Source organism: Alsobacter sp. SYSU BS001988 (assembly GCF_054796215.1).
In genome coordinates, this window is the sequence record NZ_JBTAMK010000021.1 from 21,891 (window position 1) to 33,865 (window position 11,975).

Sequence of the window (11,975 nt, forward strand, 5' to 3'; positions counted from 1 at the left end):
CGACAAGCGTTTCCTTGACCGCAAGACGGTTTCGGAGCGCCTTGGTCTCAAGGCGCTCCGTTCTCACCCGAAAAACCGGCCCCGCGGCCGACGCCGCGGCGTCACAGGACGTGGAAGTCGCCGTAGCCGGCCTGCCACTTGGTCGCGTGGTGGCGATGGCCGCCCCATGCGCCGTCGGAGGTCTGATGCGACGCGGAGGCGTCCGGCGCCCAGTCCGGCGCGCTCCAGGGCTGGTGATCCGCCCCGTCCCACGACGAACTCGTCGACGCCGCGTTCGGGGCCGGGGCCGGGTATGGGGACGCGTCGCCTCCGCTGGACGCCGAGAAGCGGACCGTCGCCGCCGGAGCGGAAGTCGCGTCGGCCTGGGTCGTGGACGTCGCCGTCGACGCCGCGTGGCTCGAGTCGGCGACCGCCGCGGTCGAGGATGCGGCGGGCGCCGACGCCTGGTCGTGGCCGCCGCTTGGGCCGAACGCCTTCTGGAAGGCGCTGCTGGCGCCGGCGTATTGGCCGATCTCGCTGCGGTAGCCGTTGTCGTTCACGTTCCAGTAGCTCTGGTAGAGCACCTGGTGGTCGGCGAACCATTGCGCCGCCTTGGTGACGTAGGCGGGAGCATCCGAGTTCATGCCCCACTCGGAATAGGCGGTGGGCTTGCCGTGCGCGGCGGCGAAGTCCTGGTGCCATTGCAGGCCGTAGGGCTCGCTGACCTTCTTCGCCCAGGCGACGTTCGGGTCGGCCGAGTCCCACTGGGTGTTGTAGTAGAAGTCCATCCCGATCACGTCGACATAGGCGTCGCCCGGATAGGCCGCGGCGGGATCCACGCTTCCGCCGAGGTTGACGTTCCATTCGAACTGGAACTTGTCCGAGACGGACCGGAACGCCTCCACGAAATGCCGGTAGGCGGCGATGAAGTTCTGGTCCTGCCCCTTCGCCGTCGACCACGGCATCCAGTCGCTGTTGAACTCCTCCCCCATCCGGATGGAGATCGCGGCGTCGTGGGGCTGGCCCGCCAGAATGGTCTCGGCCGCCTGCCTGTAGTGGCTGTCATAGGCTCCCGCCGCCGCGCTCGCGAGGTTCCCCTGGTTGGCGAAGAGCGGAATGGACCATGCGATCGGGCGGCCCGTCCCGGCCCAGAGCTGCGTTTCCCAGGCGATGCTGCCGTCCCAGTCGGCCCAGTCCGCGCGGCCCGTCTGAGCGCGGACGAAATCGACGGAGTCGCCCAGAACATGCTCAAACCCTGGAATTTTTTCCGGCGAGTTCCCGACATAGGCTCCGATATCAGTCAATACGACCCCCAAATGCGCGTCGGCGCACATGCAAGCCGCGCCTGCGAGCGCAAAGCCCCAAGCACGGCCCAACCATCCGCGTGCGCCTGTGTGATGGATCCGCCCAATCCGGGCGACTCACGATTCCAACCTCGCCTGGCCAGCAGGCGAAGGAGTTCGGCCGATCGGCTTCAAGACCAATCTGAATCGGAGTGTGGCAAGGCTGCCTGGGCTTCGCAATCCCCGCGGGATTCGTAGTGATCCGCAATGGCGCGCTACTTAGAACGATGCTAGCCGAATCGGCTGCCTGTACAGCAAATCACACTATTCTTCGGCGCCATCATTTTGGCGTCCGCCTGATCGTCTTGAATCTACTTTACTGTAACGCAGGACGCCACGGCGGTTTTTCGACTCCGACGCCCGCGTCGGGCCTGGGCCGGACGACGTGGCCGGGGCGCCACAGCCGACGCGGGCGGGGGCCGGTCGGACGCCGGTCGGCGAGCAACGAGCCGGGCGCTGCGGCCGCACGCCGCAGACCGCCCGCCTTTCGCTTGCGACGGGGGCGGCTGCCCCGATGGGCGCCGCCCGTCGCGGCTCAGCAGGCGCCCTTCTTGCGCTGACCCGGCGGGCAGAACCCCTTGCGCTCCCACTTCGTCGGGGGACGGTAGCGGGGCTCGCCATAGCCGCCATAGCGGTCGCCGTAGCGGCTTCCATAGGGGCTGCGGTAGGTCTCCCGGCAGCGGCCATAGTCGTCGCACACCACGCCCGCTCCTTGGATGACGGCTGCGCCGGCGACGTCGGAGCGCGGCATGGCGGATCCCGGCGCCGCCCAGCACAGCGCCATCGTGAGGCCCAGCCCGAACGCGTATCTCTGCATGGCGGTCACTCCTGCTCGGCGCCCCAATGTCGGGAGCCGCGGCGGAGTTCCCGGCGACCCGGCCTGCCCTCGCCTCCCCTGCCTGAGCGTCTTGCCCTGGTTCCCCCAACAAAGCTGACGATCCGTCAAATCCTCCGCATTTCCATCGCCGACATTTAGCATTCTGAACGCAACCTATGCGTGCAAAGGGCTCCATCATGATGCAGACGCTTCGCCGTTTCATAGGCTCGGACAGTGGATCTTTCGCGGTGCCCTTCGCGGTGCTGGCGGCGCCCATCCTCTTCGTATCGGGATTGGCGATCGACTATTCGCAGAACATCCGGGTCCGCGAGGCGGCGCGCAACGCGCTGGATGCGGCCGTCCTGGCCGGATCGGCGGCCTCGAACGGGCCGGACGCCGCCATGGCCGTGTACCTGGCCGGCATGGGCGCCAACGCCGGGACCGACGACAGCGTCCGGTTCTGGACCGACTCCAGCACCGGCGTGTTCTGGGGCAAGGCGACCGTCGTCTCGCAGATGAGCCTGATGAAGCTGGCCGGCGCCGCCGGCGGGCGGATCGATCTCCAGGCCGGGGCGAAGGCCGGCGCGAGTCCCCAGAGCGTCTGCATGCTGACCGTCGCCCCGACCGGAACCGCCCTGACGCTGAACTCGTCGGCCACCATCGACGCTCCCAATTGCGAGATCCATGTCCGGTCGCGCGACAGCGCCGCCGTCATGCTCAATTCGTCGGCGGTGGTGAACGCCAAGCGGCTGTGCGACTCCGGCGGAATGGTGCTCAACGGCTCCGCCCGAAGGGACAGCTACAAGACCGGCTGCTCCGCCATGGCTGACCCCTTCGCGGGCAAGCTGCCGGCGCCGGTCGCCTATGCGGCCTGCTCGACGATCAAGGTGATCAACAGCAACACCACGATCAGCCTCGATCCGGGCATGTACTGCAACCTGAACGTCAACTCCAACGTCACGCTGACCTTCAAGCCCGGGTTCTACGTCATCAGCGGAGCGCTCAACCTGGGCAGCAACGTCAACGCCACGGCCAAGGGCGTCACTTTCTACCTGAAGGACTCGAGCAGCTACATCCAGCTCAACTCCAACGCCCAACTCGACATGACGCCGCCGAGCGCCGGGACCTATGCGGGCCTTTCGATGTACGAGCCGGCGCTCACCACGCGCAGCAACATCGTCCTCAACGCCAACGCGTCCCAACAGGTCGAGGGCCTGTTCTATCTGCCGAGCCGCAACGTCACGCTCAACTCCCAGGCCAGCATCTCGTCGCACAAGATGGCGCTGGTCGCCTACACGCTGATGGTGAACTCCTCGGCCATCATCAACATCGACAAGCCTGACGAACCCACGACCGTGATGACCGCAAGCGGCGACGCCGGCGCGGTCCTGGTGCAGTGACCTGCGCGCGCGTCCAGCGCCCCGTCCAAGGCTCAGCAAGCCGATGATCGGCCGCGGCGAGCCCGCCCGGCCGACCTCCGCTTGCGTCGCCGCGCCGGGTGATGCCTGACTGTGCGGAGAGTCGGAGGCCGCGCCGTGGCTGCACAGAGGGTCGACCCGCAAGAGCAGGCCGAGGCGCGCACGCTGTTCGAGACCCTGCGCGCCGAACTCGAACGGCTCGGGATGGCCATCCCCGATGAGCAATGGGAACGGATGAGCCTCGTCGAGCGGTCCGACTGGCTCAAGGCCGCCATCGCCCGGCTGGACGCACGGATGTCGGAGTGACCGCCGCTCGCCGCCGATGACCGGGCCTGCGGCATTTTTAGCCACAACATTACCAATCGCCAACTCGCGTTCGTACGCTTTCGTAAGTAACGTGTCGGCGTATGATAACGTCACTTCTGGGGCGTCGCTTGAAGTACACGGGCCTGAGCACCGAAGTCGGACACGAAAGCCAGGTTTTCGAGGTCTTGCGAAGCGAGCTCGAAGAAGCCGGCTCCTCCATCTCCAACCGCGAGTGGGACGGCATGTGCCTGTCAGCGCGCGGAAACTGGCTCAGAGGGGAGCTGGAGCGGCTTCAGAGCCGCATCCAGCACGCGCGCGCGCCTTCCGACGACACGGAATAGGACCGCACAGGCGCGGCGTCGGAGAACCCGGCGGGCACGTCCGACTGAGCCGCCCCCCGGCGCCTTGGCGGCCCCGGCCGGGTCATCGGCGCAGCTTGCGGAAGCGGGCCAGCGCCCTCTCGCGCTTCAGGCGCGACAGCCGGTCCAGCCAGAACACGCCGTCGCATTGGTCGATCTCGTGCTGGAGGCAGGCGGCCATGAAGCCGTCGAACTCGTCCTCGCGCTGGTCGCCGGAGAGCGTCGCCCACGCCACCCGCACGCGTGACGGCCGCGCCAGCGTCTCCTGCACGCCCGGCAGCGAGACGCTGCCTTCCGCGAACGCGTTCGTCTCGGCGGAGGCCCAGGTCACCGCCGGATTGACGAAGATGCGCGCCCCGCCGGCCGCGGCGCCGAGATCGATCGCCACGATGCGCCGCATGACGCCCAGATGCGGACCGGCGAGCCCGAGGGCCGGGATGGACTTCAAGGCGGCCAGGAGGCGCGCGGCGTCGCTCTCCAGGCCGGCGTCGAAGGCGGTCACGGCTTCGGCCGGCCGGGAGAGGCGCGGATCGGGATAGAGGACGACGGGCGAGGCGAGCATCCGGCGATCTAGGATGGAGGCGCGGCGTCGCGCAACCATCCGCGCAGGAATGCGGTCTCAGGGCGGTCCGCCGTCATGTGGAGCCAGCTTCTGGAGCCCTTGGAGCGCTCCGGCGGCGTCGCCGCTCGCGGCGACGGGTCGCGACCGCGCGTCCTCCTGGCGAAGGCGGGCGGCGGCCAGTTGCTCCGCCAGCGCGATCTGGCGGTAGTGGAGCTCGGCCACGAGCGCTCGCTGGACGCCCAACGCCCGCTGCGCATCCCTGGCGGACAGCGTGGCCGCAGCCGCCGCCTCGGCGAGCTCGGCCCGCTCCCGTTGCGAGGCGCGCTGGAGCTCCTCGGCGTCGGCCCGCGCCGATTCAAGCTGCGCCGCTCGCGCCTGCGCCTCGTCCCGCAGCGCCGCGATCATGAGGCTGGACTGGACGCGCTCGCCCACGAGGTCCTCGGGCTCCGGCGCAGCCGCAGCTGCGCGGCCCGGCGACGCGGACGCCCCGCGCGCCGCATCCGCGAGGGCGGCCGACAGGCGGGCGATCTCGCCGCGTTGGCTTTCCGAGACGCGGCTTGCGTCGGCGAAGTCGGCCTGCGCGGCGGCCTGGGAGCGCCGCTGCTCCTCGGCCGCCTGCAGGGAGGCGGACAGCGTCTCCTGCAGGCGCCGGCGCAGCTCCTCCACCTCCCGGCGCAATTGCGTCTCCCGGGCCGCCGCGGTCTCCGCCGCCCCGGCCTGGCCGGCCGGCTCGACGGCGTTCGGCAGTGGCGGGATCCCGGCGCGCTGCGCCTCCACGAAGACCGGCAGAGCCCGGGCCGTCGCGGCCACAGTCGCGGGCGCGGCGGCCCGGCTGGAGGGCGTTGGACGCCCGGCGTCCCTGTCGCCGCCGCTCAGGGCCGCGACGCCGAGGCCGAGGACGCCGATGGCGATCAGGGCCGCGCTGACGAGAAGCCGCGGCTCGCGCGGCGATTCCGGCGCGGCGCCGGTCGTCCTCAGGACGGGCGCGTCGCCGGTCTGGGCGTTGAGGGTCGTCCAATGGCTCGGAGCGATCAGCACCGGCAGGCCGCTCGGGCGCCGCCAGCTCCGGCTCGCCTCGGACCAGCGCCCCACCTCATAGGAATCGGCCGCCTGGTCGAAGAGCAGCACGACCTGCCCTGTCTGGGCCAGCGCATCGATGGGTCTCATGCAGGCTCCTCCGCAACCGGCGGCGCGGACCCAACCGCTCCATGTCCGCCGGGCGTCGCCCTGGCGAGTATCGACGCCGACCGTCCGGCCCGTCATCACCCTGGCAGACTAGTCCGGACCGTCTAGAGAGCGTCCGTCGGCGCCCCGGTCTCGCGCGCGTCGGCCGGCGGCGCTAACCTCGGCCGTCAACGGGGCGGAGAATCGCGATGACCACTCACGGAGCCGAAACGCCGTCCGACTTGTCCGCCTCTCAGCAGATCGACGCCAAGATCGCGGCGTTGGGCGACTGGCGCGGCGAGATGCTGGCCCGGGTCCGCGCGCTGATCAGGAGCGCCGAGCCGGGCGTCGTCGAGGAGGTGAAGTGGAGAGGCGTTCCGGTGTGGTCGCGCCACGGCCTCATCTGCACCGGCGAAACCTACAAATCCGTGGTCAAGCTGACCTTCGCCAAGGGCGCGGCCCTGCCCGACCCCGCCGGCCTCTTCAACGCCAGCCTGGACGGAAACACGCGACGCGCGATCGACTTGCGCGAGGGCGATGAGATCCAGGCTGAGGACTTCAAGGCCCTGATCAGGGCCGCCGCGGCCCTGAACGCGTCGAAGGCCAAGGCCTAGCCCGGCGGGGCCGACCGGAGCGCGGCTGTCGACAGGCCTCTCCCGCAAAGACGCGGCGCTGCGCATTGACGCGCCGACGCAAGCCTTCGATCATCCTTGGGTTGTATTGAGCGTCGATACAGCTCCAGCGGGATGAGGCGAGGCCGAAGGCCTATGCGACGCCCGCGGATCCAAGCGAAGCGGAGGGCAATCCATGAAGGCGTCATCGCTGAGCTTCCAGGCGGCGGTCGTTCTGGTTCTGGCGGGGATGGGCTGGGGCGTCGTGATGGCCGCGTCGGGCGACCATTCGACCATGCCGGCCCATGCGCATCTCAATCTTCTCGGCTGGGTGAGCCTGTTCCTGTTCGGGCTCTTCTATCATCTCCATCCCGCGCTGGACCGGAGCCGGGCCGCGCTGGCGCAGGTCTGCGCGTGGATCGTCGCGACGGTCGTGCTCACCATCGGGGTGGGGCTCGTCCACTCCGGACGTCATGTCGGGGACCCGATCGCGGCGGTCGCCTCGCTGGCGATCATCGCCGACATGGCGCTGTTCGGCTGGCTCGTCCTGCGCCGCGAGGCGCCGAGCGCCAGGACGGCCGCGCCGCTGCCGGCGGAGTGAGCGCGGGCGCATCTGGCGCCCACGCCCGGCCGGATCGGTCCGTCAGCGTTTCGCGACGACCACCTCCAGATACTCGCTGGGCACGATCATCCCGCCGTCCGTGGCGCGGTTGAACCGCGCCACCAGCGCCTCGAGGTCTCGCTCGAGCGCCTCGCGCCCGGCCGGCTCCAGGGCCGCGAAGGTCTTCAGCACCGGGCCGTAATAGGTCCTGAACACGTCGAGGAAGTGCCGGGGCGTGCGGTAGCGGAAGGTGAAATGCCGCGGTTCGGCCACCAGCGAGGCGGCCTGCGGGCCGAACCACGCCGCGAGGCGCTCGGGATCGCCCCAGAGGGCCGGAGAGCGTGCGCCGGCCGGCGGCGGCACGTGCTGGCCGATCGTCTTGAACAGCTGCCCGATGAAGCCCTGCGGCGTCCAGTTGGCGAGGCCGATCTTGCCGCCGGGCCGGCAGACGCGCAGGAGCTCCGCGGCGGCGCGGTCCTGGTCGGGCGTGAACATCACCCCGAAGGTGGAGAGCACAACGTCGAAGCCGGCGTCCGCGAACGGCAAGGCCTCCGCGTCGGCCTCGCGGAACACGATGTCCAGCCCCTCGGCGGCGGCGCGCTCGCGGGCGCTGTCGAGCAGGGCCGGCACGTAGTCGGTCGAGGTCACCTCGCAGCAGCGGCGGGCTGCCGCGAGCGAGGCGTTGCCGTTGCCGGCCGCCACGTCGAGCACCTGCGACCCGGCCTTGAGGTCGAGCGCCTCGCACAGGGTTTCGCCCACGATCTGGAGCGTGACGCCGACGACGGCGTAATCGCCCGACGACCACGCGCCCTGCTGGCGCGTCTTGATGGCCTGCAACTGGGCCGTGTCGAACCCGCTGCTTTGACGGGGGGCTTGAGCGGTGCTTAGCATGGCTGATCTCCGTCGGTCGCTGGTCCCGCGATGCGGGCGTTCGCCGGGCTCGGACGGACCGGTCCCGGCCGCGCCCTGCCCGCGTCGACCCTGAGACTAGCGGCGGCGCATGGTAGGCATCGTGGGCGCCCGCGTGGGAATGACCGTGGAAACGGACGAGCCGGAGAAGCGGGACTGGGAGGGCGCCGACGCCCCGGCGCAACTGCGGCTGCTCGGCCCCTTGCGCGTCCAGCGGGCAGGCCTGGAGATTCCCCTGCCGCCGTCGCGCAAGGTGCGCGGGCTCATCGGCGTCCTGGCGCTCTCGCCCCACCCCGTCCAGCGCAGCCGCCTCACCGACATGTTCTGGGACGCTCCCGACGACCCGCGCGGAGAGTTGCGCTGGGCCCTGAGCAAGATGCGGCGGATCTTCGACGCGCCCGGCCGGACCCGCGTCGACGTGCGCGGCGATGCGATCAGGCTTGACCTCGGCGACGTCCGCGTCGACGCCGTCGAGATCGCCGCCGCGGTCCGGCAGGGGTTAAGGTCGTCGCCGCCGGACGACTTGCGGCGGCTGGCCGGCCTCCACGGCGGGGACGTGCTGGAAGGGCTGGAGATCGAGCGCTGCCCGGCCTTCCAGGGCTGGCTCACGGCCCAGCGGCGGCGCTTCCGCAGCTTCCAGGCGGCCGTGCTGGAGCGTCTCGTCGCGCTGACGCAGGACGACGACGACGTGTTCGCGCATCTCGACGATTGGCTGCGGATCTCGCCCTTCGACAGGCGCGTGCACGAACGCATGCTGAACGCGCTGGCGTCGCGCGACCGCATTCCGGACGGAGAGGCGCATCTCGCCGCGACCGTGCGGCTGTTCGAGGCGGAGGGCCTCGACCATGCGGGCCTGCGCGAGGCCTGGCGCGCCGCGCGGTCGCGACGCGGCGCCGGCCCGCCGGCCGTCCCCTGCGCGTCGTCTCCGGCGCCCCCGCCCGGCCACGGCGCCGCAGCGCCCCTCCCCTCGGCGGGGCCGCGGCGCGCCTCCATCGCGGTGATGCCCTTCGCGCGCCAGGCCGGAACGGGAAGCGACGCCGCGGCGGACGGCCTCGTCCGGGACGTGATCACCCGGCTGGCGAAGCTGCGCAGCCTCTTCGTCATCGCCCAGGGCACGACCTTCGCGCTGCATGAGCGCCGCATCGGCGTCGAGGAGGCCGGGCGACGGCTGAACGTGGACTATGTGGTGGGCGGCGCCCTCGAACGCGGCGCGGACCGCCTGACCGTCTCGGTGGAGCTCACCGAGACCCGGACCGCCCGGATCGTCTGGGCGGAAAGCTTCCAGCGCAGGCTGGACGACGCATTCCTGGTGCTCGACGAGATCGGCGACAGCATCGTGGCCTGCGTCTCCAGCGAGATCGAGCTCACCGAGCGCAACAGGGCGATCCTCAAGCCCCCGAATTCGCTCGACGCCTGGGAGGCGCATCACCGCGGGCTCTGGCACATGTACCGGTTCAACAGGGCCGACAACGCGCAGGCCAGGGCCTTCTTCGAAGCCGCGATCGGGCTCGATCCCACCTTTGCGCGGGCGCATGCGGGGCTGTCCTTCACCCATTTCCAGAACGCCTTCCAGGGCTGGGCCGAGCGGCGCGGGGAAATGGAGAGCGCGTTCGCGGCGGCCGGCCGCAGCCTGATGTCGGACGATCGCGATCCCGCAGCGCATTGGGCCATGGGCCGCGCGCTCTGGCTTCGCGGCCAGCACGACGAGGCCGTGGCCGAACTGGGCCAGTCGATCGACCTCAGCCCCAATTTCGCGCAGGGACATTACGCCCTCGCCTTCGTGCATTCGCAGAGCGGCGATCCACAGGCGGCCGTGGCCTTCTCGGATCACTCGCGGCGCCTCAGCCCCTATGATCCGATGCTGTTCGGCATGCTGGGCGCCCGCGCGATGGCGCTGGTTCGACTCGGGCGCTACGAGGAGGCCGCCGAATGGGCCGTCCGCGCCGCGGCCCGCCCCAACGCGCACGCGCAGATCAGGGCCATAGCGGCCTTCTCTCTCGCGCTCGCCGGGCGTGTCGAGGACGCACGGGGCTACCTGTCCGCGATCCGCCAGATCGTGCCCGGCTACAGGGTCGCCGACTTCCTGAGCGCCATGCAGTTCGCCTCCGACGACGAGCGGCTGTTCCGCGACGCCGCCCGGCGCTTCGGGGCGGACTGAGCCCACCTCCGCCTTCGCGCTCCTTCGGCATCCTGGAACCGTCCCGGCCGCCTCGGCGCGCTGCGGGGCCGCTGGCGATTAATCCGGTTTACTTTTCTTTCCAGGAATCGTCTGAATTCCGGGAACTTTAGTTCAACATCTCAGTAATGTGTATCCAATGTGTAACTTAAAGAGCCGCTGCTTACCGCAGCAGGCCGAAAGCTAGGACTGCGCCATGCGGATGCGTTATACTGTCTTGTTGGGAGCGCTACTCTCAGCTTCATCGACGTCTGTCATCGCACAGACGTCTCCGATGTGCGCCTATCTGGTGGCGCCCCAGGGAATACATCACAGCTGCACGCTGATCCACCGTGGCGGCCGGGCGCTCTGCAGCTGCGACGGGCAGTCGGTCGTCGGACGTCCCGGCCTCCACTCCTCCACGGACCAGACGGGCTCGCTCTCCAGGTCCGCCGGGAGCCTCGGCGCTCCGGGCGGGATCGTCGGCGTCGGAACCACCGGCGCGACGTCGGCCCCGAGCGCAGTCGGCGTCTCCACCGGACCGCGGGGAACCGCTCCCAGCTCGATCGGGACCTCGGTCGGATCGACGGGCTCCGTCTCGACAGGCTCCATCTCCACGGGTTCGACCGGGACGACGGGCCCGACCGGCGTGACGGGATCGATCGGCGGGTCGACGGGCGGGACCTCGCCCGGCGCGGGCCCGCAATCCTCCGTGAGCCACGGCAATAACGGCCTCGGCAACGGCGCGGAGGCCGACGACGTCGGCGGCGCGAACCCGGCCTTCGGCGACCCCTCCAACCCCGGCCGGGGATCGAAGGCGCACGCCCGCGGCGGGAAGGGCCACCACGCCTCCCGTGGCGGCCACTCGAAGGGCAACAACGGCCTGGGCAACGGCGCGGAGTCCAATGACGTCGGCGGAGCGAACCCCGCCTTCGGCGATCCGTCCAATCCCGGGCGCGGCATGGCGGCGACGACCGCGCGCGGGCAGACCGGCTTCGGCCAGGCCCCCCTGGGCCAACCCGGGTCCGGGCGCCACGGCGGCTCGAAGGGCAATAACGGCCTCGGCAACGGCGCCGAATCCAACGATGTCGGCGGCGCGAACCCCGCCTTCGGCGACCCGTCCAATCCCGGGCGCGGCATGGCGGCGACCAGCCGGGCCGGCGTCGGCGCGGACCGCTCGCGCGGGCCCAGCGGAATGAGCGCCAGCGCGGGCGGCCGGTCGGGCGTCGGCGGCGGCTCGAGCGCGAGCAGCTCCGGCGGCGGCGGCAAGGGCGGAGCGGCCGGCGGGTCCGGCGGGGGTAGCGGCGGCGGCAACGGCTCCGGCGGCTCGTCCGGCGGCGGCGGATCCGGCAATGGCGGCGGCTCCGGCGGCCATGGCGGCGGCGGTAACGGCGGCGGCAACGGCGGCGGCGGCGGCAACGGCGGCGGCGGCGGCAACGGCGGCGGCGGCGGCAACGGCGGCGGCGGCGGCAACGGCGGCGGCGGCGGCAACGGCGGCGGCGGCAATGGCGGCAATGGCGGCGGTGGCGGCGGCGGCAACGGCGGAGGCGGCGGCGGCGGTGGCAACGGCGGAGGCGGCGGCGGCGGCAACGGCGGCGGCGGCGGCAACGGCGGCGGCGGCGGCGGCGGCGGCGGCCACGGCAAGTAAGGCGTCTTCGAGCCTGTCCTGATCGACGCGGGGGGGGGGGGGGGGGGGGGGGGGGTGTGGCTCTTCTTGACCCACCACCCCACCCGCGACCCAACACCACCCG

The 11,975-nt window shown here is 71.2% G+C and carries 13 protein-coding genes; 7 read left to right on the plus strand and 6 right to left on the minus strand.

Features of this window, described 5'->3' with window-relative positions:
- Window positions 1–101: 101 nt before the first annotated feature.
- Window positions 102–1,283 carry a glycosyl hydrolase gene (locus ACYVO7_RS23795; protein WP_460452256.1) on the minus strand — a complete coding sequence of 394 codons (1,182 nt, stop codon included), beginning with the start codon at window positions 1,281–1,283 and terminating at the stop codon, window positions 102–104.
- A gap of 574 nt (window positions 1,284–1,857) precedes the next feature.
- Window positions 1,858–2,139 (minus strand): hypothetical protein, encoded by a 282-nt coding sequence (locus ACYVO7_RS23800; protein WP_460452257.1) that lies wholly within the window; start codon window positions 2,137–2,139, stop codon window positions 1,858–1,860.
- Window positions 2,140–2,336: 197 nt separating this feature from the next.
- Here ACYVO7_RS23800 and ACYVO7_RS23805 point away from each other — a divergent pair, with 197 nt between their 5' ends.
- From ACYVO7_RS23805 to ACYVO7_RS23815, 3 genes are all read left to right on the plus strand, one after another.
- Complete coding sequence (locus ACYVO7_RS23805; RefSeq protein WP_460452258.1) at window positions 2,337–3,539, plus strand: TadE/TadG family type IV pilus assembly protein; 1,203 nt, start codon at window positions 2,337–2,339, stop codon at window positions 3,537–3,539.
- A gap of 135 nt (window positions 3,540–3,674) precedes the next feature.
- Window positions 3,675–3,863, plus strand: coding sequence for a hypothetical protein (locus tag ACYVO7_RS23810; protein ID WP_460452259.1), 189 nt, complete (start codon window positions 3,675–3,677; stop codon window positions 3,861–3,863).
- Window positions 3,864–3,991: 128 nt separating this feature from the next.
- Entirely contained in the window at window positions 3,992–4,204 is a 213-nt protein-coding gene (locus ACYVO7_RS23815; protein WP_460452260.1) for a hypothetical protein, read from the plus strand.
- 82 nt (window positions 4,205–4,286) lie between these two features.
- Here ACYVO7_RS23815 and ACYVO7_RS23820 read toward each other — a convergent pair whose 3' ends face one another.
- Both ACYVO7_RS23820 and ACYVO7_RS23825 read right to left on the minus strand, forming a co-directional pair.
- On the minus strand, window positions 4,287–4,784 hold the full coding sequence (locus tag ACYVO7_RS23820; protein WP_460452261.1) for a peptide deformylase: 498 nt from the start codon (window positions 4,782–4,784) through the stop codon (window positions 4,287–4,289).
- 57 nt (window positions 4,785–4,841) lie between these two features.
- Window positions 4,842–5,951: a hypothetical protein gene (locus tag ACYVO7_RS23825; protein WP_460452262.1), complete on the minus strand. Its 1,110-nt coding sequence runs from the start codon at window positions 5,949–5,951 to the stop codon at window positions 4,842–4,844.
- 206 nt (window positions 5,952–6,157) lie between these two features.
- Here ACYVO7_RS23825 and ACYVO7_RS23830 point away from each other — a divergent pair, with 206 nt between their 5' ends.
- Both ACYVO7_RS23830 and ACYVO7_RS23835 read left to right on the plus strand, forming a co-directional pair.
- The gene (locus ACYVO7_RS23830; RefSeq protein WP_460452263.1) at window positions 6,158–6,562 is read left to right on the plus strand and encodes a DUF1801 domain-containing protein; all 405 of its coding nucleotides are present in this window, start codon (window positions 6,158–6,160) and stop codon (window positions 6,560–6,562) included.
- Window positions 6,563–6,755: 193 nt separating this feature from the next.
- Window positions 6,756–7,160 (plus strand): hypothetical protein, encoded by a 405-nt coding sequence (locus ACYVO7_RS23835; protein WP_460452264.1) that lies wholly within the window; start codon window positions 6,756–6,758, stop codon window positions 7,158–7,160.
- A gap of 42 nt (window positions 7,161–7,202) precedes the next feature.
- Here the strand turns inward: ACYVO7_RS23835 and ACYVO7_RS23840 are convergent, their stop codons facing one another.
- Entirely contained in the window at window positions 7,203–8,051 is an 849-nt protein-coding gene (locus ACYVO7_RS23840) for a class I SAM-dependent methyltransferase (RefSeq protein ID WP_460452265.1), read from the minus strand.
- Between the two features lie 139 nt (window positions 8,052–8,190).
- Between ACYVO7_RS23840 and ACYVO7_RS23845 the strand changes: the two genes are divergently transcribed.
- Complete coding sequence (locus ACYVO7_RS23845; RefSeq protein WP_460452266.1) at window positions 8,191–10,227, plus strand: tetratricopeptide repeat protein; 2,037 nt, start codon at window positions 8,191–8,193, stop codon at window positions 10,225–10,227.
- A 327-nt stretch (window positions 10,228–10,554) separates the two neighbouring features.
- On the opposite strand, the gene ACYVO7_RS23850 is transcribed toward ACYVO7_RS23845, so the two are convergent.
- Entirely contained in the window at window positions 10,555–10,950 is a 396-nt protein-coding gene (locus ACYVO7_RS23850; protein WP_460452267.1) for a hypothetical protein, read from the minus strand.
- Between ACYVO7_RS23850 and ACYVO7_RS23855 the strand changes: the two genes are divergently transcribed.
- Window positions 10,937–11,872, plus strand: a complete 936-nt coding sequence (locus ACYVO7_RS23855; protein ID WP_460452268.1) for a hypothetical protein — start codon at window positions 10,937–10,939, stop codon at window positions 11,870–11,872. The genes ACYVO7_RS23850 and ACYVO7_RS23855 overlap by 14 nt on opposite strands.
- Window positions 11,873–11,975 lie beyond the last annotated feature (103 nt).